Origin of the sequence: Algimonas arctica (genome assembly GCF_014652695.1) — a bacterium.
In the GTDB taxonomy this organism is placed as follows: domain Bacteria; phylum Pseudomonadota; class Alphaproteobacteria; order Caulobacterales; family Maricaulaceae; genus Litorimonas; species Litorimonas arctica.
This window is the reverse complement of record NZ_BMZH01000001.1, coordinates 136,844-156,850: the sequence shown is the minus strand read 5'-3', so window position 1 is coordinate 156,850 and position 20,007 is coordinate 136,844. Positions and strand designations below refer to the sequence as shown.

At 56.2% G+C, this 20,007-nt stretch carries 22 protein-coding genes; 12 read left to right on the top strand and 10 right to left on the bottom strand.

Going from position 1 to position 20,007, the window contains the following annotated elements; genetic code table 11:
* Positions 1 to 7 precede the first annotated feature (7 nt).
* From IE105_RS00795 to IE105_RS15475, 3 genes are read right to left on the bottom strand one after another with little or no spacing between them, the layout of a single operon-like run.
* Positions 8 to 373, bottom strand: coding sequence for a 6-pyruvoyl trahydropterin synthase family protein (locus IE105_RS00795; RefSeq protein ID WP_189494362.1), 366 nt, complete (start codon positions 371 to 373; stop codon positions 8 to 10).
* 7 nt (positions 374 to 380) lie between these two features.
* Positions 381 to 1,355: a calcium/sodium antiporter gene (locus tag IE105_RS00790; protein WP_189494360.1), complete on the bottom strand. Its 975-nt coding sequence runs from the start codon at positions 1,353 to 1,355 to the stop codon at positions 381 to 383.
* A gap of 13 nt (positions 1,356 to 1,368) precedes the next feature.
* Entirely contained in the window at positions 1,369 to 1,500 is a 132-nt protein-coding gene (locus IE105_RS15475; RefSeq protein ID WP_267904642.1) for a hypothetical protein, read from the bottom strand.
* A gap of 224 nt (positions 1,501 to 1,724) precedes the next feature.
* Between IE105_RS15475 and lysM the strand changes: the two genes are divergently transcribed.
* Positions 1,725 to 2,174: a peptidoglycan-binding protein LysM gene (gene lysM / locus IE105_RS00785; RefSeq protein ID WP_189494358.1), complete on the top strand. Its 450-nt coding sequence runs from the start codon at positions 1,725 to 1,727 to the stop codon at positions 2,172 to 2,174.
* Positions 2,175 to 2,266: 92 nt separating this feature from the next.
* Here the strand turns inward: lysM and IE105_RS00780 are convergent, their stop codons facing one another.
* Both IE105_RS00780 and IE105_RS00775 read right to left on the bottom strand, forming a co-directional pair.
* On the bottom strand, positions 2,267 to 2,719 hold the full coding sequence (locus tag IE105_RS00780; RefSeq protein ID WP_189494357.1) for a DUF6491 family protein: 453 nt from the start codon (positions 2,717 to 2,719) through the stop codon (positions 2,267 to 2,269).
* A 90-nt stretch (positions 2,720 to 2,809) separates the two neighbouring features.
* A complete protein-coding gene (locus IE105_RS00775) occupies positions 2,810 to 3,040 on the bottom strand; it encodes an accessory factor UbiK family protein (protein WP_189494355.1) in 231 nt (76 codons plus the stop codon).
* A gap of 97 nt (positions 3,041 to 3,137) precedes the next feature.
* On the opposite strand from IE105_RS00775, the gene lgt reads away from it, so the two are divergent.
* The 7 genes from lgt (at position 3,138) to ychF (ending at position 9,540) form a co-directional block, all read left to right on the top strand.
* On the top strand, positions 3,138 to 4,070 hold the full coding sequence (lgt, locus tag IE105_RS00770; protein WP_189494353.1) for a prolipoprotein diacylglyceryl transferase: 933 nt from the start codon (positions 3,138 to 3,140) through the stop codon (positions 4,068 to 4,070).
* 4 nt (positions 4,071 to 4,074) lie between these two features.
* The gene (locus IE105_RS00765; protein WP_189494350.1) at positions 4,075 to 5,199 is read left to right on the top strand and encodes a class I SAM-dependent methyltransferase; all 1,125 of its coding nucleotides are present in this window, start codon (positions 4,075 to 4,077) and stop codon (positions 5,197 to 5,199) included.
* Positions 5,200 to 5,201: 2 nt separating this feature from the next.
* Entirely contained in the window at positions 5,202 to 5,945 is a 744-nt protein-coding gene (gene pgeF, locus IE105_RS00760) for a peptidoglycan editing factor PgeF (protein WP_373299027.1), read from the top strand.
* A gap of 137 nt (positions 5,946 to 6,082) precedes the next feature.
* A complete protein-coding gene (locus IE105_RS00755) occupies positions 6,083 to 7,024 on the top strand; it encodes a ribose-phosphate pyrophosphokinase (RefSeq protein WP_189494346.1) in 942 nt (313 codons plus the stop codon).
* Between the two features lie 141 nt (positions 7,025 to 7,165).
* Positions 7,166 to 7,810: a 50S ribosomal protein L25/general stress protein Ctc gene (locus IE105_RS00750; protein ID WP_189494344.1), complete on the top strand. Its 645-nt coding sequence runs from the start codon at positions 7,166 to 7,168 to the stop codon at positions 7,808 to 7,810.
* A gap of 53 nt (positions 7,811 to 7,863) precedes the next feature.
* Positions 7,864 to 8,436 (top strand): aminoacyl-tRNA hydrolase, encoded by a 573-nt coding sequence (pth, locus tag IE105_RS00745; protein WP_189494342.1) that lies wholly within the window; start codon positions 7,864 to 7,866, stop codon positions 8,434 to 8,436.
* Positions 8,437 to 8,442: 6 nt separating this feature from the next.
* Positions 8,443 to 9,540 (top strand): redox-regulated ATPase YchF, encoded by a 1,098-nt coding sequence (gene ychF, locus IE105_RS00740; RefSeq protein ID WP_189494340.1) that lies wholly within the window; start codon positions 8,443 to 8,445, stop codon positions 9,538 to 9,540.
* A gap of 2 nt (positions 9,541 to 9,542) precedes the next feature.
* Here ychF and IE105_RS00735 read toward each other — a convergent pair whose 3' ends face one another.
* From IE105_RS00735 to IE105_RS00715, 5 genes are read right to left on the bottom strand one after another with little or no spacing between them, the layout of a single operon-like run.
* On the bottom strand, positions 9,543 to 10,082 hold the full coding sequence (locus tag IE105_RS00735) for an adenine phosphoribosyltransferase (RefSeq protein ID WP_189494338.1): 540 nt from the start codon (positions 10,080 to 10,082) through the stop codon (positions 9,543 to 9,545).
* Entirely contained in the window at positions 10,066 to 10,710 is a 645-nt protein-coding gene (locus IE105_RS00730) for a glutathione S-transferase family protein (RefSeq protein WP_189494336.1), read from the bottom strand. Before IE105_RS00730 ends, IE105_RS00735 begins: the two co-directional genes overlap by 17 nt.
* Position 10,711: 1 nt before the next feature.
* Complete coding sequence (locus IE105_RS00725) at positions 10,712 to 11,941, bottom strand: CCA tRNA nucleotidyltransferase (RefSeq protein ID WP_189494334.1); 1,230 nt, start codon at positions 11,939 to 11,941, stop codon at positions 10,712 to 10,714.
* A gap of 48 nt (positions 11,942 to 11,989) precedes the next feature.
* The gene (locus tag IE105_RS00720; RefSeq protein WP_189494332.1) at positions 11,990 to 12,595 is read right to left on the bottom strand and encodes an NUDIX hydrolase; all 606 of its coding nucleotides are present in this window, start codon (positions 12,593 to 12,595) and stop codon (positions 11,990 to 11,992) included.
* Positions 12,592 to 13,185: a DUF1285 domain-containing protein gene (locus IE105_RS00715; protein WP_189494330.1), complete on the bottom strand. Its 594-nt coding sequence runs from the start codon at positions 13,183 to 13,185 to the stop codon at positions 12,592 to 12,594. Before IE105_RS00715 ends, IE105_RS00720 begins: the two co-directional genes overlap by 4 nt.
* 67 nt (positions 13,186 to 13,252) lie before the next feature.
* On the opposite strand from IE105_RS00715, the gene IE105_RS00710 reads away from it, so the two are divergent.
* Genes IE105_RS00710 through IE105_RS00695 form a run of 4 tightly spaced genes read left to right on the top strand, consistent with a single transcriptional unit; the run spans position 13,253 to position 19,993 of the window.
* Positions 13,253 to 14,257, top strand: coding sequence for an AAA family ATPase (locus tag IE105_RS00710; protein WP_189494328.1), 1,005 nt, complete (start codon positions 13,253 to 13,255; stop codon positions 14,255 to 14,257).
* Between the two features lie 5 nt (positions 14,258 to 14,262).
* Positions 14,263 to 15,141, top strand: a complete 879-nt coding sequence (locus IE105_RS00705) for a DUF58 domain-containing protein (RefSeq protein WP_189494326.1) — start codon at positions 14,263 to 14,265, stop codon at positions 15,139 to 15,141.
* The gene (locus IE105_RS00700) at positions 15,141 to 17,897 is read left to right on the top strand and encodes a DUF4159 domain-containing protein (protein ID WP_189494324.1); all 2,757 of its coding nucleotides are present in this window, start codon (positions 15,141 to 15,143) and stop codon (positions 17,895 to 17,897) included. The genes IE105_RS00705 and IE105_RS00700 overlap by 1 nt, the downstream gene beginning before the upstream one ends.
* Positions 17,894 to 19,993, top strand: a complete 2,100-nt coding sequence (locus IE105_RS00695; protein ID WP_189494322.1) for a hypothetical protein — start codon at positions 17,894 to 17,896, stop codon at positions 19,991 to 19,993. The genes IE105_RS00700 and IE105_RS00695 overlap by 4 nt, the downstream gene beginning before the upstream one ends.
* Positions 19,994 to 20,007 lie beyond the last annotated feature (14 nt).

The following is a 20,007-nucleotide window of genomic DNA, read 5'->3' as shown; positions in this document are numbered from 1 at the left end:
CAGACCCTCATTCGGCCCAGACTCTGGCCCGTTCGCCACATGACGGGCGGCCGACTTCGACACAGTGCAGACCGTCAAGACGCGGCGCAAGCCGTTCAAAAATCCACATCGCAATTTGTTCAAGTGAAGGCTGTTCCAACCCTTCGACTTCATTGAGCAAACTATGATCCAGCGGCTCAACGACGTCCTTGATGACCTGTTCGATCTTCCACAGATCCCGGACCCAGCCTTTTTCCGCTTGCGCGTGACCGCGTAAGGTTACCCGGCCTGAGAAACTATGGCCGTGAATTTTTTTAAACAGATCATTCGCATCGGCATGACCGAAATAATGCGCCGCCTCGAACTGAAAGTCTTTTTCAATTTCAAACAGCATGGCCGTGTCACTTAAATCCGAAAACGACGGCGAGCATGTAAAGGATATAGGCCAACACGAAGATCGCACCAGTTTTGCGGCCAATCGGCTTTCGGGTCATCACGAACATCATCAACACGATGGTCGCAATTAACATCACCCACAGATCGAATTGGAAGAGATTATCCTCAAAATAAACCGGTCCAGCCAGTCCCGCTGCACCCATGACAGCAAAAATGTTGAACACGTTGGAGCCCAACACATTGCCAATCGCGACTTCGGAATGACCGCGCAATGTCGCGACAATAACTGTTGTTATTTCAGGTAGTGATGTCCCAATGGCGACAATCGTCAGGCCGATGATCGTTTCCGACACACCCAATCCGGATGCCAGCTTTACCGCATTGGTGACGATCAACTCGCCCCCCAGGAACAAACCGATCAATCCGGCAACGACATAAACTATGTCCCAAAAGACCGATTTTGGAAGGCCACTTTTGCCTTCTTCGATTTCCGCCATTTCTTCCAATATGGACTCATCCACGCCCGCACGCGCTAACATCGCCATCCAGATGAGGTAGATAACGATCCCCGCGAACAGGATGCCCCCTTGCCACCAAATCAATGGATTGCCGAGAAAGGCGAGGACAATCAGCATAACCGTCGCGACAACACAGACGAATGTATTGCGGGCGACGCCGCTCAAATTCGTGGGGATTGCCATAATAAGCGCGGGCAGACCCAGCGCCAGCAGGACGTTGGCAATATTCGACCCGACGATATTACCGGCGGCCATATTACCAACACCGTCGAGCACAGCACTGACACTCACGACAAGCTCAGGCGCCGACGTCCCAAACGCGACAACCGTGAGACCGACGATCAGTGCCGGAACACCCCAATGACGGGCCAAGGCCGCAGCACCGCGCACAAGTATGTCCCCCGCCACCACAAGGATGACGAGACCGACAGTCAGCAATAAAATGGGGGCGAGAAGCGCCAAGGCGGTCTAAACCCTAGTCGATCCGCTTTTTGTCGATGTAATTCAGCGTCGCAAACGCAACAAAAATCATGATGAAAGCGAGCAGAGCCGGATCAATGGTGAACAGGCCAAAGACACTAACGCCAGCTTGAATGAGGTTGGCCATAGGAACATCCTTTAAAAATCGAATATCGCGCAGGAACTTATTCCGCGTCGAACGAGAGTCTATACTTTGCGCGCCAATAGCGAACCCCCTGCCCTTCGCCAACACCTGAATGCGCTTGTCTCCCCAAAGGACGGATTTCGATGAAATATAGCGCGCGATGAAACTTTCCTTGGCGCAGCACGTTACAATACGTAACAGTGCATCACATTTAAGGGAAAAAAATTATGTTTGGAATGATACCGTTTGTAAAAGCCGCAGGCCGGGGCTTGGGGAAACTCTTTGGGGGCAAGGAGGCCGACGAAAAGCTGCAAAAAGAGATTAAGAGCTACGATCTCGATACAGATGGCCTCGACATTCAGGTTGATGACGATGGTGTTGTCACAGTCAAAGGCGAAGCCGTCAGCCAAGAAATGAAAGAGAAAATCATCCTCGCAGTCGGCAATGTCGAAGGCATTGGCGGCGTTAAGGACGAAGCCTCAACCCGTTTGGTCGGCCGTGAGTCACGCTTTCACACGGTTGCAAGCGGCGATTCATTGTCAGCAATCTCAAAAACCTACTACGGGACGTGGAAACTCTATCCAGAGATTTTCGAAGCCAACAAGCCGATGTTATCCGATCCGGACAAAATTTATCCGGGTCAAGTCCTGCGTATCCCGGACATCAAAACAGCCTAAGCTGTTCCACAGTTTGTAAAATTTGACCGGCGCGACTTGTTCGCGCCGGTTTCTTTATGCTTGTCACTTTTTTATGAATGCCCCTTTGGGGGTCAATCAGCGTCAGGCTCATCATCGACGAGAGCGTCTAGCGCATCATCCCATTTGTAGATCGCGTCGATCTGGCAGCGGTCAAAGGCAAAACGATCTGCGTCCGACGGGCCAAACGCACTTTGATAGACCCGAATATAGTCCTGACGTCGCAGGCATCCGAGCGCGCTATCCAACCGGAGACTTTGCGCCATATCAAGATTGGTGCAGCTTTGCGTCACGACAAGATACTCATCATTCACACCGCGCCTTAGGACGACTGAATTGCGTTTTTCCTCTGAAAAACTGTCGATCCCGCGCGTGAAGCAGATCTTATCGACTTCTTCGCCCACACGGGCATCGGCGAGCGTTTCGGCAATCGCGTCACTGCGCGTCGGCTGTCCGTCCGTCGTACAGCCCGCGAAGGCCATGAGCGTAATGGCAGACAAGCTAATCAGCGTTAGGGGACGTGTCATGACGGACTCCTCGTTATAGTGGAGCCCCTTATGTAGCAGACTTTAGATATGACTGCGAGCTGTGCGTAAAAATCGTAATCTGCAACGTCTTTAAGTCTCGTCGTGTTTGGCTTTGAGAACTTCGATTTCACCGAGAGCCGCATCAAGACGGGCCTTAAGCACGTCAAATTCATCGCGCGTCACCAAATCCATATCGGCAATAAATTTCTCCGCTTGTGACCGTGTAACGGCTTTGAGTTCATCGCCGACACCTTTGGCGGCACCCACGGCATTGGCCATCAAGTTTGAGATATCGGCAAGAGGTTTGTTTCGCGACTGCATAATCGTCTCCAATGTGTTCTTGTCTTATTTAGGAAACCGACAGGGCGATTGCCAGTTGCCGCTTTAATCATACGTCCCCCTTCGCTAGAGAGGCCACATGATTAGTTTTATCGACCTTATTAGCGCGATCATCTTTCCGACGTGGATCAGCGAGGACGCCTTCTCGATCGGGCCACTTACCGTAAAATGGTACGGCATTGCCTATGTTGTCGGGCTTTTTGGCGCGTATCTTTATGCGGCGCGGGTCGCAGAGGTAAAGAAATACTGGCTGGCGTCCGGCCCGACACGCGGCTCGCTGATTGTCCCAACCCGCGACGACCTCTCGGATTTGATGTTCTACGCGTTCATTGGCATTTTCGTTGGCGGTCGGTTGGGGTGGGTTATTCTCTATTCAACGGACATGCTTTGGACCGCGCCGCAAGACATCGTGCTCGGCATTCGCGGCGGCGGCATGAGCTTTCACGGCGGGTTCCTCGGGGTCTGCGCCGCAATCGGTTATACGGCTTGGCGCAAAAAGACATCCTACATGCGGATCGCAGATTTCGCCGCCATTGGCGCGCCGATTGGTCTGGGCTTGGTTCGGATCACCAATTTCATGAACCAAGAACTCTATGGTCGTCCGACCGAGGTCGCATGGGGCGTTATCTTCCAGAAAGCCCCCGACAGCCTGCCCCGGCACCCCAGCCAACTCTACGAAGCCTTTCTCGAAGGCTTTATCCTCTGGCTCATCCTACGCATCCTCACGACACGGTTCAAAGCGATGAGCAAACCGGGACTGGTCACTGGTGCATTCGTTCTCGGGTATGGTCTGTTCCGCTTTGGTGTCGAATTTGTCAGAACGCCCGATGCGAATATTGCGCAGTTTGGACTGCTGACACGCGGGATGGCCTATAGCCTGCCAATGGTCATCATCGGTTTGATTGTTGTGGTCTGGGCCGCCCGACGTGCGGCGGTTGATCCGGCCTATGCGGGTACTGCGGACGTCGCAGACCGGGCGTCCGTCACCGATGATGTCTCAAAAAAGACCTGATCTAATGTCTGAAAACGCGGTCTCTGAAACAGCGCTCTCCAAGCGCCTCAAAGCGCGTATCCGCGATACGGGGCCCATGAGCGTCGCAGAATATATGACGCTATGCCTGCTTGACCCGGTTGATGGGTATTATCCGACACGCGATCCATTGGGGTCAGAGGGTGACTTCATTACCGCGCCTGAAATCAGCCAAATGTTCGGCGAATGCTTGGGCCTGTGGGTTGTGCAAAGCTGGGTCGATCTGGGGCGCCCGTCGCGGTTTAACCTGATTGAGCTTGGCCCCGGCCGCGGCGTCATGATGGCCGACATCCTAAAAGCGGTCGCGCTTGAGCCGCATTGCCTCAAAGCCGCGCAAATCATCCTTGTCGAAGCCTCGTCCGCCCTACAAGCCGTTCAGGCCAAGACATTAGGACGAAGCGGCGCGCAGGTCAGTTGGGCCGACCGTTTGGAAACTGTGGACGACGCGCCGTGCCTCATCATCGGCAATGAATTCCTCGACTGCCTTCCGATTCGGCAATTTGTTTGCACAGATCCGTTTGCGGGCGAAAAAGGCTGGAGCGAACGGCGTGTCGGCGTCGCGGATGATGGTTTGCGCTTTGAAACCGATGGCCAAGCCGCAGCCCCGTCTCTCACATCAACATTCCCCGGCACACATGACAATCCGCGCCAAGGTGATCTGCTCGAAATATGTCCCGCGAGCGCGCAGCTTGCGGATCACTTGTACGCGCGTTTCGCGGCCACGCCCGGCCGCGCGCTCTTCATTGATTATGGACCTGAAACGACCGAATTCGGCGATACTTTGCAAGCGCTCAAACGCCACGAGAAGGTCGGCGTGTTCAGTGCGCCCGGGGATACGGACCTCACCGCACGAGTGGACTTCGAGGGTCTGAAGGCCCTTGCCGATGCTGTAGGCTTGGACACGGTCGGCCCTTTGGCGCAGCGAACCTTTCTATCTCGGCTTGGAGTCGAAGTACGTGCGATGGCCTTGCTCCGGGGCAACCCAAAGGCCCGGCCTAAATTGCTACGACAGCTCCACCGCCTGCTGGATGAGGATGAAATGGGTTTGTTGTTCAAAGCCATTTGCCTGTCAGCGCCCGGCCTTCCCACACCGCTTGGATTTAACGCGTGACCATATTTACTACTCACCCAAACCTAAAATCACGCCACCTATTTGCGGGTCGGCAAGGGGGCGTCTCCACGGGAATCTATGCCTCTTTGAACACAGGCTTGTATTCCGGCGATGACCCAGAGGCCGTGAACCAGAACCGCGCCCTCGTGTGCGAGGCCTTAGGCGCCGGTCACTTGGTAAGCCTGCGTCAAATCCATAGCGACGATGTCGAAATCATCGAATCGCCACCGACAGAGCCGATCCGCGCTGATGGGTTGGTCACAAAAACACCCGGTCTCGCGATATCCGCGCAATCGGCTGACTGCGGACCTCTTCTATTAGAGGATACAGACGCAGGCGTGATTGCGGCCTGTCACGCTGGATGGCGGGGGGCGCTGTCCGGCATTGTCGAGAGCACGATTGCCGCGATGTGTGAGGTGGGCGCACACCCAGACAACATTTCTGCGGTTCTTGGCCCCTGCATTAGCCAACCGAATTATGAAGCCGGAGACGCCTTTATGGCGGAGTTCACCGACGTAAACGCAGACTATGCCAAATATTTCGTCTCTGGCCCTTCGGGCATCCCCCACTTTGACCTACCTGCCTTTATCCTGTCACGGCTCGCGGATTGCGGTGTCGAAAACCGGAATTGGGTCGGACAGTGTACATATGCCGATGAGGCGAAATTCTTTTCGTACCGCCGCAACACCCATCAGGGTTTGGAAGGCTATGGGCGAAATATCTCCGCAATCGTCTTACCTCACTAATGTCAGATACGATTGGCTCAGGGGCCTCACAGACTCGATAACCCTACATAACCCCACGAATTTTTGCCCCCCGTGATTTACAGCCCGCATGTGGGGCGCTAGGGGAGCGCTCACTCAGTCCTTGGGAAGGGACCGCCATGAAGCTCATCAGCGGAACAGCGAATGTCGCGCTCGCGCGGGATATTGCCGACGTCCTCGATGTCCCCTTAACCGATATCGATATCGAACGGTTCAGGGATCAAGAAATATTCGCACGGATCAATGAGAATGTGCGCGGCGAGGATATCTTTCTAATCCAACCCACGAGCGCCCCGGCAAATGACCATTTGATGGAGCTGCTCATCTTGATTGATGCGCTTGTTCGCGCCTCGGCTCAGCGGATTACAGCGGTCATCCCCTATTTTGGTTATGCCCGTCAGGACAGAAAAACAGGCGGTCGCACCCCGATTTCAGCAAAACTAGTCGCGAACCTGATTAGCAAAGCGGGCGCTCACCGTGTTCTTACCGTTGATCTTCACGCCGGACAAATTCAGGGTTTCTTCGATATCCCAACGGATAACCTGTTCGCCCAGCCCGTCTTTATCAGTGACATTAAAGAACAATATTCTGCCAAAACCCGCAAAGACATTATGTTTGTCTCCCCTGATACAGGCGGCGTGGTGCGGACGCGATCCATCGCGAAAATGTTCAACGCTGACATTGCCATCGTTGACAAACGCCGTCCCAAAGCCGGCGAAAGCGAAGTTATGAACATCATCGGCGACGTCGCAGGACGCAATTGCATCATTTATGATGACATTATCGACTCAGGTGGCACGATCAGCAATGCGGCCGCCGCCTTAAAGGATCATGGGGCCAGTTCTGTCTCAGCCTACATTACGCATGGTGTACTGTCTGGCCCGGCTGTCGAGCGCATTACCAATAGCGAATTGAAAGAAGTCGTCATTCTCGACACGATTGCACAACCTGATGCCGTCAAGGCGTGCGACAAGATTCGCGAATTATCCTCCTCAAAACTTCTCGGAGAAGCCATTCGCCGTATTGCGAATGATGAATCCGTATCAAAACTGTTTGAGTAGGCTGACGCAAACACTTGCGTCGGCTCGACTCGTTGGGTATGGCCGCGCGCAACCGGATTTGGATAGCGTAATCGCTATTCGTGACCGCCCGTTCAGATATCTCTGGGGGCGGTTCATTTTTTAAATTACTAGGATAGACCCATGAGCGTTGTTCTTGACGTTGTCGTTCGCGAAGAAACTGGAACCGGGAATGCCCGCGCGGCACGCCGCGACGGTAAAGTTCCCGGCGTCATCTATGGTGGCGATGAAGCCGCTGTTTCTGTAGCCGTGAAAATGAATGAAGTTTTGAAAGCGCTGAACACCGGCGACTTCCTCGGCTCCATGATCGAATTGTCCCACGAAGGCAAAAACCAGAAGGTCTTTACAAAAGACGTTCAATTCCACCCTGTCACAGACTTCCCTGTTCACGTCGATTTTTACCGCGTGACCAATAAGACCCTGATCGACGTTGAAGTCACAGTGAACTTTATCGGCGAAGAAGAGTCACCAGGCATGAAAGCCAACGGCACATTGAACGTCGTGCGTTACAGCATCGAAGTGAAATGCCCGGCGGGTAGCATTCCGGACAGCATCGAAGCTGACATCTCCAAACTTGATATTGGTGATGCGATCCACATTTCAGACATCACGTTGCCAAAAGGCGTCAAACCAACAATCACGGACCGCGATTTCACCATCGCGACTATGATTGCGTCACGTGTTGAAGTCGAAGCGACTGATGAAGACGAAGTCGATGCGGCTGCCGTTCCTGCAACTGGGCAGACTGACGAAGCTGACTCTGAGTAATGTTCGGCTGGCTACGCCGCAAAGCGGAGCCATCGCTTAAGGAGACCCAGACCATGAAGCTCTGGGTCGGCCTTGGCAATCCGGGCGCGAAACACGCGCTCGACCGTCATAATATCGGCTTCATGGTCGTCGACGCGATTGCTGACGACCATAAATTTGGCCCTGAACAGGCCAAGTTTTCGGGTCTCGCAAGAACCGGCATGATTGGGGACGAAAAAGTCCTCATCCTCAAACCCACGACATTTATGAACAAGTCTGGCTTGTCGGTACAAAAGGCGATGGCCTTTTATAAAATCCCCTTATCCGACGTGACTGTCTTTCATGACGAGCTCGACATTGCCCCGGGAAAAGTGCGCGTCAAAATGGGCGGCGGGTTAGCGGGCCATAACGGCCTGAAATCGATCAACCAAATGTGCGGCGGCCCCGACTTTCAACGTATCCGCCTCGGTATCGGCCATCCGGGACATAAGGACCGCGTCTCCGGCTACGTCCTCTCAGGATTTGCCAAAGACGAAATCAATTTACGCGATGATATGTGCAACGGCATTGGCCGTTATGCCGATAAATTAGCGAGTGGCGCGACGGATCTGTTTCAGAACCGAGTCGCAGAATATATAGCAAGGTAGCTCATCATGGGTTTCAAATGCGGCATTGTTGGCTTGCCCAACGTCGGAAAATCAACGCTTTTCAATGCGTTGACCAAAACTGCCAATGCACAGGCGGCGAACTACCCGTTCTGCACCATTGAGCCTAATGTCGGCGACGTGGCTGTGCCTGAACCGCGCCTCGACATTATCGCCAAAATCGGCGGATCAGCGTCGATCATCCCTGCGCGTATGAACTTTGTTGATATTGCGGGCCTCGTAAAGGGTGCCTCCAAGGGTGAAGGCATGGGCAACCAGTTCCTCGCCAACATCCGCGAAACCGACGCCGTCGTCTATGTCCTGCGCTGTTTCGAAGATGATGACATCACCCATGTCGATGGTCGCATCGACCCGATGTCAGATTTTGAGACCATTGAAACAGAGCTAATGCTGGCGGATCTGGAAAGCCTTGAGAAGCGCAAACCCGGTCTGGATAAGAAGCTCAAGCAAAACGACAAAGAGGCCATCCAGACGATGCGTCTCATTGAGACGGCCATTGCGGTGCTCGAAGACGGCAAACCCGCGCGCACGGTCGAAATTGACGAAGACGACAAGAAAGCTTGGGCCATGCTCCAGCTGCTCACATCCAAACCCGTGCTCTATGTCGCCAATGTCGATGAAGACAGCGCCGCGACGGGCAATGCGTTTAGTGACAAAGTCATGGCCCATGCCAAATCCGAAGGCGCGCAAGCGGTCGCCATTTCGGCGCAAATCGAATCGGAAATGGCTGTTCTAGAAGATGAAGAGCAGGCTGAATATTTGGACGCGATCGGTCTCGAAGAACCCGGCCTTAACCGCCTCATCCGTGCGGGCTATGCCCTACTCGGCCTCCAGACCTATTTCACCGTCGGGCCGAAAGAAGCCCGTGCTTGGACCTTTATCGATGGCTGGACCGCACCGAAATGTGCGGGCGTCATTCACGGCGATTTTGAAAAAGGTTTCATCAAAGCCGAAACGACAGCCTATGACGATTATATCGCTCATGGCGGCGAACAAGGCGCAAAAGACGCCGGCAAAGTCCGCCAAGAAGGCAAGACCTATATTGTCAAAGACGGCGACATCATGCTGTTCAAGTTTAACGTCTAAAGTCAGTCGCCCTCGAATGCGACTAAGGACGTCACCGGAACGTCCATCGCCTTAATCAAATCTGCGCCGCCCAGATCCGGCAGGTCCACGAGGAACGCAGCCCCGACAACCTCACAGCCCGTCCGGCGCAGCAAAGATACAGCTGCGCCCGCCGTGCCGCCTGTGGCGATCAAATCATCGACCAGCAGGACTTTATCGCCTGCATCCGCCGCATCGGCGTGAATTTGTAGCGTGTCGCGTCCATATTCGAGCGCATAATCCTGCTCTAACGTCTCAAACGGCAATTTTCCGGCCTTACGAACAGGAATGAAACCAACGCCTAATTCTATCGCCACAGCTGTGCCAAAGATAAAGCCGCGCGCGTCAATCCCCGCGACGGCGGTCAACCCCGCATCACGGTAAGGCGCGGCGAGGCGTTTGACCGACTCAGCAAGCGCCTCAGGATCCGCGAGCAAAGTTGTTATGTCTCGGTACTGGACGCCCGGTTTAGGGAAGTTCGGCACCGTTCGGATGGCCGCTTTTAGATCACGCATTGACGGCATCCGTGTCTGGCAAGACGTGAGTTTCAGCAAAGGCGAGCGCTTCCCAGTCTTGGAAATGCCCATCACTCATCAGCTCGGAGATATATGTGTCTGAGCGGTGCGAACGCGGCAAGCCGTAGCTTTCGAATCGCGTCGCCACAGGCGCGTAAAACGCATCCGCAATTGACCACTCATTGAACAGATAAGGCCCGTCATGCTTCGATAACAGGTCATCCCACATTTCTACGATGGTCGCCGCGTCCTCAAGGCAAGCCTGAGGCATTGGCCCCTCTGTGCGGCGTTTCAAATTCATTGGGGCTTCGCGACGTAGTGCATCGAAGCCTTCATGCATTAAATGCGTGACGCGGCGCGCTTCGGCGCGATCGACTTCGTCTCTTGGCCAGAGATTCGGGACCATTTTGGCGCAAAACTCAGCGATTGCGAGACTGTCGGGAATGCGCTCATCATTCACGTCTAGCACAGGGACCGTACCCATCGGGCTGATTTCCAGTAAGCGCTCTTTGTAGCCCGGCACGTCGAGATCGACCAATTCAGTTTGGAACGGAACCTCCATTTTTCGCAGAATTAGCCAAGGCCGCAGCGACCAGCTGGAATAATTATAGTTCCCGATGAAAAGCTTCAGCGCCATATTAATAGCCTAGTAGTTTGAGAGCCGCGAGAAGCTGCGGCTTTGCCGTTGAAAATCCTGACCGAACCCAGAGCGCTTCTAGCGCTGTGAGGGCTTTCCCGAGTTTCGGGCCTTTGGGCACGCCTGCCGAGAGGAGGTCTGCCCCGCGCACCGGGAATGTCGGCGGCGTCCAGCCCATCGCGAGATCAGCCAGCCCCATCCACTGCGTAGATTTAATCGCATCTTCAGCCCCGGCGGCCCGCAAACGCGCGCGATCTATAATCACTTGTTGGCCCGCGCGGTAAATAGCCTGCCTCTGAGCGCGCTCTGGCATATCATGCGACAAGTTTTCGGCATTTGACGCCCAGTCTTTGATCCTCGCGGCTTCTTTGTTCGACAATTTCAACCGTTTCGCCAGTAAGGCAGCCGACAGCGCGTCCCGCCCCATCATGGCCATTAAGCGCAAGAGTGGATCAGGCTTGATCCCTTCGCGGGCTTCCAACGCAATGAGCGCCACCAATCCATCAACATTGCTGGCTTCGGGCAGCAGCGTGTCGAGCAGCTCTTGTTGCAACATGATGCGAATTGAGCGGACGGGGTCGGGGGCCGACAGAAGTTTTTTGGTCTCTGACCAGACGCGCTCTGCCGACAAGGATTTCAACCCGCGTCGGTTTTCGCGGCAGGCCGACAGCGCTTCTTTAGTGATCTTGGCGTCATCGCCATACCAAGCGACAAAGCGAAACAGCCGTAAGATTCGCAAATAATCTTCACGCACGCGCGCATCCGCATCTCCGACAAAACGAAAGCGCCGCGCCTTTATATCTTTAAGCCCCTCGCCTGTCGGATCGTAAATCTCTCCCGCAGCATCGGCGTAAAGCGCGTTGACGGTGAAGTCGCGGCGCTGCGCATCTTCGGCCCAATCTTGGGTATAGGCGATGACGGCGCGGCGCCCATCGGTTTCAACGTCGCGGCGCAAGGTTGTGATTTCATAGGGTTTTCTGGACACAACCGCCGTCAATGTGCCGTGAGATACTCCGGTTGGAACCGTTTTAATCTTCGCCGCTTTCAGCGCCGTCTGCACCTCTTGGGGCGACAATTGCGTGGCCATATCGATATCGGCGACCGGCAGCCCCCACAGCGCATTGCGAATGCAGCCGCCGACAAACCGGGTCGAGCCCTCTGGCAGCGCCGCCAATATGGCGTTCGCGCCTGCGTCAGTTAAAAATGGGAAGGTTTGGCTCGGATCAGACATTACAGCGTTCATACCCCAGCGACAGAGCGCGACAAGATCGCAATGCGGCTACTCGACGCCTGACGGATTAAACCCGCGGTGCCATACGCGCCGCGTCATCCCGGCCGTCATGCCCCAAATGTTCCGTTCAACATCATCCTCCCCTGTATAGGGCATATAATATACGATGAAGGTTTCCCCGTCGAACGTGACGGGTTTGGCAACATGATTGTCGGGATTCATAAGGAACTCGAGCGGCACTTCAAACGCTTCAGCGACTTCGTGTTCGTCAATAATCAACGCCGCATCCGGATCGATAATGGCGGCAAAGGGCGTGATACGAAAATGTCCCGTTGCATCAAATGACGGCAGACGGCCGATAATCTCGATCGCGTCACGCAGCAGACCGATTTCTTCCTGTGTTTCGCGCAAGGCGGCGGTGAGAACAGTTTCTCCTTTTTCCGCCTTCCCCCCCGGAAAACTAATCTGTCCGGCATGATTGGGCATGGTTTCGGGGCGTTGGGTGTAGATCAAATGCCAGCCGCTCTCGCGTTTCACGAACGGGAGCAAGACAGCGGCAACCCGTTGCGTATCACGTGTAATCGCGTCCGTGCCATCCGTGATGCGGATCGGCAAAAATGCGTCGCGCAGCTTCTCTTCAATCCAATCGCTCACGCGGCATGCGCCCCTTTTGGCCCCAATGGGAAGAATTGACCGCCCGCCCAAACGCCGAGCGTGCCGTCGGTCTCGACCGCTAAATCGACTAACTCATAAAACACGGCGCGCGTAATAGCGGCCTCGAGCCGCCCGCGCACTCCAACGTAAGGATCCGGCTCCATAGTCTTTTCATCGGTTTCCACACGGATCGGGTGGTCCGATCCGGCTTCAACAGTTTCGCCGAGGTTGGTTTTGAAAAACAAGCGCTGCGCCTCACCCTCACCTGTTGCATCAACCCGAATCGCTAAGAAGTGCGCGCGCTCGACCTGCACACCCAACTTCTCAACTGGTGTGACCAAATACGTTCGACCATCTTCATCCTTGCGCAGGACAGACGCGAACAGATCGACCATGCCCCGGCGGGTAATCCGTGAGCCTTCGTGCCACCAACTCCCATCTGCCTTGATGATGAGGTCCATTTCACCGCAATAATCAGGGTTCCAGCGTTCAACCGGACGCTCGCCGCCCGACGTATCCGCCAGCGCCTCCATCAAATCTTGGAGAGAAAAGGGCGACTTACCTTCATTTAACGTGTTTTCGATGGTCATGGGCCTTTCCCGTCGGCGAGTGCATTGTTACGCGGTCTAACAGATAGGTTACGCACGGACACGCACAATGGGCCAAATCCTCGACACCGCAGTCGATTCCGCCACAGAAAAGGCGGCACAAGACGCTGTGCAGACTCTCAATAGCGTGAGAACGAATATTGGCGAGGTCATTTATGGTCAAGATCGAGTCGTTGATCTCGCCCTCGCAGCCATCCTGTCAGGCGGACATGCGCTGCTCGTCGGGGTTCCGGGATTGGCGAAAACATTGCTTGTCGAAACCCTTAGCACCGTTTTGGGTCTCAAAGATTCGCGCATCCAATTTACCCCTGACCTTATGCCCGCCGATATTCTCGGGTCTGAGGTGCTCGAACAGGATGAAGATGGAAAACGCAATTTCCGTTTCATCAAAGGCCCGGTCTTCACGCAATTGCTGATGGCGGACGAAATCAACCGCGCCAGCCCGCGCACCCAATCCGCGCTGCTGCAAGCGATGCAAGAACGCTCCGTAACCATCGCAGGCAAACCGCACGCGCTGCCCAAACCCTTTCACGTTCTCGCGACACAAAACCCCATTGAGCAAGAAGGCACATACCCGCTGCCCGAAGCCCAGCTTGACCGCTTCTTATTTCAAATTGATGTCGGCTTCCCAGAACTTGCAACCGAGCGCGATATTTTGATCGCCACAACCGGATCGACTTTGCCAGCCGCTAAGAAAGCGATGACGGCGAAAGCCCTTATGGATATGCAGGCACTCGTTCGGCAATTGCCAGTCGGTGAAACTGTGCTGGACGCAATCCTGACGCTCGTGCGCAATGCCCGTCCGGATCAATCAGAAGATGAAGTCATCCGCAAGACTGTCGCTTGGGGCCCGGGGCCGCGCGCAGGACAAGCCTTGATGCTCGCCACACGCGCCAAGGCCTTGATTGATGGACGTGTTTCGCCGTCCGTTGATGACGTGATTGATCTGGCCGGACCCGTTTTGCGACACCGGATGGCGTTGAGCTTTGCGGCCCGCGCCGAGGGGGCGACGATTGACGACACTGTCGCGCGCCTTGTGGATCGTATCAGATAGATATCATGCCAGTTCAGACGGCTGCACACACATTAAGACAAGACGCCGATCGTTTAGCATCTGGCTATCCGGCGTTGCTGGCCGAGGCCGACCGTGTGGCGGCATTGGTCGCGGCGGGTGTGCATGGCCGTCGCCGCGCCGGACAGGGGGAGAGCTTCTGGCAATACCGCCCCTATGATGTGTCCGATCCGGCCAACCGTATTGACTGGCGGCGATCTGGCCGTGGGGATGCGGTTTTTGTGCGCGACAATGAATGGGAAGCAGCCAATTCCGTCTATCTCTGGCGAGACGGCGGTCCGGGCATGGACTGGCGATCCGATAAATCCCTCCCGACAAAACGGGACCGGGCCAGTGTTCTTTCCCTCGCTCTAGCCTCGCTATTGATGTGCGGCGGGGAACGCTGCGCCGTGTTGGGGGAAAGCGAACGTCCGCGATCTGGGCGCGTCGGTTATGAACGTTTGGCACAACGCTTGGCGCGATCAGACGGCGACATGGTGAACTTGACCGGCAAAATTCCGGCCTATGCAAAACTCTTACTCTGCAGCGACTTTCTAACCGAACCTGGCGCGTGGCCGACCAAACTCGCGGCTCTAGCGGCGCGCCCAGCATCCGGGGTTATTTTGCATATTATTGACCCCGCAGAAGAAAGCTTTCCTTTCAAAGGGCGTGTCGAATTTCAAACACCTGGCGGTTGGCTCAAACCCTATCTGATGGGCCGCGCCGAACGAGCGAAAGAAGACTATCAGGCGCGCTTTGCCGCTCACTGCGAGTGGATTGAGACCAGCGCCCGCCATTTGGGCTTTACCGTCATTCGTCACCGCACCGACCAACCTCCCGGCCCAGCCCTAACAGCGCTTTATCAAGCCTTTGAAGGCTCCCTCTGATGGGATCATTGTCCCTGCTCGCGCCGCTGACCCTGTTAGGCCTGCTGACCTTGCCGTTAGTGTGGTGGATTCTCAAAATTAGCCCCCCCTCGCCCAAACGCCGGATATTCCCTCCGCTTGCGATCCTGCAAGGTGTGGAAACAGATGAAGAAACGCCCAACGCCACGCCGATTTGGGTGCTGCTCTATCGGCTATTGATGGTCGCACTGGCGGTTTTCGCGCTGAGCCAACCCTTGTTGCAAAGCAATGATGCCCCGCCCGAGCGCCCGCTAACCCTTATCATTGATGATAGCGCCGCCGCCGCCCCAATCTGGGATGATCTGACAGATGATGCCCGCCGCCGGGTTCGCGACGCCCAGCGCAATAATCAAGACGTCGTTTTAATTCTCGGAGATGATCCTGACCCGACCCCCATTCCGGCCGCCGAGGCGCTGCTGAGACTTCGCTCTGCCACCCCCGTGTTCCAAGCGCGATCCGTGCAAATCCCGACACTTTCGCGTGACAATAATACCGTTTTCCTCTCGTCTGGTGTTAGCTTTGGCGATGACACGGCCCTTCTGTCATCACTGCGCGACGTGGGCGCGACCGTGCTGCTTCCCGAAGCCTTAGACACGGTGATCGTTCCTGGCGATGTCCGCGAGACGGCGGACGGGTTCGAGGCCGATTGGTTCAGTGCGCTAAGCCCACGCAGCACGACCGTCGAGGCCCTGTCACAAAGCGGCGACATTCTGGCAGTTGAACCGCTCCTCTTTGCGCCGGGTGCGTCGCTCTCAACGGTGTCCATATCACTGCCGCCGCAATTACGCGCCAAAGTCACGCGCCTGCGTGTGACCGGAATGCGGGCCGGTGCGGCGACGAAACTGCTCGACGATAGCTTTGGACGCCCTCTGGTCGGTGTCCTCGCCCCGCCGTCAGGGTCTTCCAGCCCGCTTTTGTCCGAAAATTTCTACACGGAGCAAGCGCTGAGCCCGTTTGCTGATCTGTTCATCGGCAATAGTGAGACGGTACTACCGCTCAATCCGACGGTGCTTGTCATGCCGGATTCGATGCGATCTGACGCCCCAGAGATTATCGACTATGTCGAAAATGGTGGCGTGTTGATACGCTTTGCCGGTCCCCAATTGGCCGCCACGTCTGATACGCTCGTCCCTGTGCCCTTGCGGCGGGGCGGTCGCTCAATCGGCGGAGCGCTGGCCTGGGAAACACCGCAAGCCCTCGCGCCCTTTGCGTCTGAATCACCGTTCGTTGGATTGGCCGTCCCGGCGGACATTACCGTCTCACGTCAAGTTATGGCGCGCCCCGGCGCAGAGACAGATGCACGGACGTGGGCGCGCTTGAAAGACGGCTCGCCGATCGTGACCTCATCCGTGCGCGGTGAAGGCCGCATCGTTCTCTTTCATGTTACAGCCGGACCGGAATGGTCGAATTTGGCCATCTCTGGACTATATGTCGACATGTTGAAGCGCATTCTACCGCTCGCGAAATCACGGCGCGTCGTGTCTTCGGCGGAAGGCGGCGCATGGACGCTTGACCGTGTCCTCGGTCCGTTCGGGGAGCTGCGACCGCCGCCCCCTCGTCCCGTGACTGTCCCCGACGCAGATTGGGCCGTGAATAATGCTACGCTTCCGCCCGGCTATTATCGGTCCGGAACCCGGCAACGCGCAGTTCAAGCCGTGTCCAACCCCGAAGCGATTGCAATGTTTCCCACGCAAGGTTTGACCATTGAGCGTATGGATGGACGCGAACCCCGATCGCTGGCGGGCGTCCTGCTCGGGATCGCGATGTTTATGCTCGCGCTTGATATGATTATGTCTGCGAGCCTGACCGGGCGGTTACGCCGGTTCGGAGCCGCGGCGACCAGCGCCGTTCTCATCGGGCTCACGATCCTGCCCGGACACGCGGACGCCCAAAGCGAAACCAATGAACGTGTGCGCGAAGCCGCCCTCGGTTTGCACTTAGCGTACATCGAAACAGGAGACGCGCGCATCGATGGGCTTAGCATGACAGCGCTGGAAAGTTTAAAGCGCCAACTGACCCTTCGAACCACGATTGAGCCTGTTGGCGTTCATGCTGTCCGCCCGGACAGCGTGGGGCTCGAAATGTATCCATTTCTCTATTGGCCTGTCCGCAACAATACGGCGGCCCTGACGGAGGCTGAGCGCGTCTCACTCAATACTTATATCGCCGCGGGGGGGACACTCATGCTCGACACCGCCGATGAGGCGGAACGGTCTTTCCGTGCGGGCGCGGCACATCCGGGGCTATCGCGCGTCACCAGCGGATTGAACATTGGCCGCTTAGCCCGGGTTCCTGAGGATCACGTTCTCACCAAATCTTTTTATCTTACGCAGGTCTTTCCGGGTCGTTGGGCCAATGGTCCGGTCTATGTCGAAGGCGAAGGCGCGACCAAAGGCGGCCGCGACGGTGTCTCTTCGGTGATTATCGGCTCTAACGATTGGGCGGCCGCTTGGGCGATTGACTCCGATACGGGTACGCTGGTCGATCTGGCCAACGAAATCCCGCGCCAACGTGAATTCGCGATCCGCTTTGGCGTCAATGTCGCCATGTATGCGCTGTCCGGCAATTATAAAGCGGACCAAGTCCACGCGGCAGAACTGATCCGGCGCATGGGCGATCCGGATGCAGGCGACGGCTCAGGTCTCGATTCGATCCAAGACTTACGCAACCGAAGCCAAGAGCAGCCAGAAATAGGGTCTATTCAGGACTTACTCGACCAGACGCGGGAGCGTCCGTGATGTTTGACGACTGGCTCTCCCGCATCGCTTTTGATCCGCTGCTGCCGTGGCTCTGGGTTATCCTATTGGTCGGTCTCGCAACCGCAGCGGCGTTGTTCGCGACGGCAACGCGGCTGCGGTCCGACTTTCAACGTTTGCTCGCGGCTCTATTTTTGGGCTTGGCCTTATCAGGGCCGCAACTCGTCAGCGAAGATCGCCGCCCCTTACCCGACACAGTTTTGATCCTGAAGGACGCATCTGACTCCATGCAATTGGGCGACCGATCCGATGTCGCCAATGAGGCCGAGATTACCTTGAGGCAGCGCCTATCCGCGGACGGACCGATCGACATCGTCAGCGTCACTATTCCGCCGAATGCTGATGGCACACGGGTCGCCTTGGCGCTGACAGACGCGCTCGCTTCGGTCCCGTCTGGACGGCTTGGCGGCGTGATCGCACTGACCGATGGTCAAGCGCATGATGTCAGCGCGGCCACCGCTACCGTCATGCCCGAGGGCGTTCCGTTTCATGCCCTCATCATCGGTGACCCCGACGCGCGCGACCGCCGAATTTCCGCTGTGACAGCCCCAAAATTTGGTGTGGTCGGCGAACTCGCAAGTTTCGAACTCCGTGTCGATGATCCCGGTCATGAGGGGGAGCGCGCCCAAATCGAAGTCCGCCTCAACGGTGAACGTAAAGCCCGCTTCCCGATCACCATTGGCCAAACCCTATCTGTCCCGCTCGAGATTGAACGGCGTGGCCGCAACACGATCGAAATGAGTGTCGTGCCTGCAGAGACGGGCGAGTTAACGCTCAATAATAATCTCTTCATCGCGGAAATTTCCGGTATTCGTGACCGCATGCGAGTGCTGCTCATCACGGGCGAGCCGCATATTGGCGGACGCTCTTGGCGCAACCTTTTGAAATCCGATCCCTCAATCGATTTGGTACAGTTCACAATCCTAACCCAGCCCCGGGTGAAGAACACCAATGCGGGCGACCTTGAGCTGTCCCTCATCCAATTCCCACGGCGACAATTATTTGAAGAGCGGCTCGACGACTTCGATCTCATCATTTTCGATCAATATCAGCGCCGCGATATTCCTCGTCAAAATGGCATGCGAGAGCCGACGATTCCGTCGCGCTACTTCTCTAATATTGCGCGTTATGTTGAAGATGGCGGTGCGCTACTCGTCGCGGCGGGTCCTGCGTTTGCGTCGGAAGACAGCCTCTATCTGACACCTTTGGTCAGCGTTTTACCGACGCGGCCAACGGGACAAACAACGACAGAGCCGTTCCGGGCTGAACTTAATGATAAAGGTCGCTTGCATCCGATCACACGGTCGTTTGCGGGGCGCGATGACCAAACATGGGGACCGTGGTTCCGCGCGATTGAAAATGATCCGCTCGCCGGCAATGTTTTGATGGAAGGCCCGGACGGGACGCCGTTATTCATCATCGACCGGGTTGGTGAGGGGCGCGTTGCAATGCTGATGAGCGATCAAGCGTGGCTCTGGGCCAAAGGCTATGAAGGCGGTGGACCCTATCAAGAAATGTTCCGCCGCACCGCGCATTGGCTTTTGGGAGAACCAGATCTTGATGCCGAAACCCTGTCGGCGCGCGCTGAAAACGAACAGCTCATTGTCGAACGGCGCACGCTTGATAGCGCCCCTGATACGGCGCAAATCATCTTGCCTGACGGAACCGCGTCTGAGATCGTCATGACCGAAGTCGAGGCCGGATATTATACGGGCGCGATGCCGCTCGGCGGGCTTGGTGCGTACCGGCTCAGTCACGGGAGCCTCTCCACTATCGCCGCGGTCGGTATGCTCAATCCTATCGAATATGCTGAACTTCTTCCCACCGTCGACGTCTTGGCGCCGCTGTCAGACGCCACAGGCGGCACGACACGGATGATTGGCCTGTCGATGGATTATATGCCCGACGTGCGTCGTATTAAAACCGGAGCATTGACGGGCAGGAATTGGATCGGGGTGCGGGATAATGACGCCTATACGGTCACTCGATCGAAACGTCGTCCGCTGGCGCCGCCATTCGCATTTTTCCTCGCATTTTTCGCGGCCTTAGCCTGGGGCTGGTGGCGTGAAGCGAAATAGTCTGTCGATTAAGC